Raw genomic sequence first — 1034 nt, forward strand, 5'->3', positions numbered from 1 at the left:
ACATTTTTGCAATGCACAAGGCCGCATCGTTACGTTGGGACAGAGATGGTTGCACAAACGTTCGTTTATGCGTGAAGGTGGAGGGAAGAAAAGTTGGCAGTTATCGCAGCTACCCGGTCACTGCCCCAAATAACATGTATATGCCATCAGTTTTCTCCAGCGACAGGTTCTGACGGAAAATAAGTTATTTCCGTCAGAGGGCAAATCGCTTAGCCTGTGTTATTGCAGAAATGACCACGCCCCCCTATCATTGGAATTTAATCTCTTTGTATTATTGCCTCACCGGTACTTTGTTAAAGCTTGAGAAACCCAATGTCAATTAAAAATAGCAGGTAAATAAGATTCATCTTTATAGATTTTAACCCCATTACTAAAAACATTTTTCATTAGCCACTTTGTTAATTCAACATTTCCATTAATACCATGTTTATTAAATACGGATATGTAACTTGGGAGGGAATCGACATGCTGTGAAGCGTCCAGTACAGTTATTTTCCCAAAAAATCCCTTAACGGTCTTTCCCGTAAGCGCTCTCATTTGAGATGAAAAAGAATCCGGGCCGTCGGCAGAATAGCAAGAAATTATTCTCAGGGTAGAGTAATTATCAATATTTACTTTCGCACTCAATAAGTTGTAGGTTTCTTTTGGGCTGCTTAATCTCCCGTTTATTTTTAAATAGCTTTTTTCTCCTATAATATTGCCATGTGCAACAATGTTAAGTCTACTCTGTCCTTTATATAAGTCTGTAAAAATATATGAGTCACTACCCAATAAAGTTAGGTCCCGCAGTGGTTTTTTAGAGATCTTAATATCATTTCCTATTTTACTTGTAGACGCCATTATTTCGTTATCTGCGAGAGCGGACCTTGGCACTTCTTCCCCCATCTTCTTGGACATTTGCCTAAAGCCGGCCGCCATGCCCGCGATTCCGGTGGCCATGGACACCCAGCCCAGCACCGACGACGCCTGTGGATTGCTGTCCTCGGTTGCCCCGCTGGCTATCCCCGTCGCGTCAGCCAGCAGACCCATACCGC

Annotated in this window: 1 pseudogene; it reads right to left on the minus strand. The window is 42.6% G+C overall.

The annotated features are described in order from the left end of the window. Positions 1–315: 315 nt before the first annotated feature. A pseudogene (locus tag F7Q90_RS25715) lies at positions 316–1034 on the minus strand (RHS repeat-associated core domain-containing protein); the annotation flags it as partial.

This window comes from Pantoea stewartii subsp. stewartii (genome assembly GCF_008801695.1).
Classification (GTDB): Bacteria; Pseudomonadota; Gammaproteobacteria; order Enterobacterales; family Enterobacteriaceae; genus Pantoea; species Pantoea stewartii.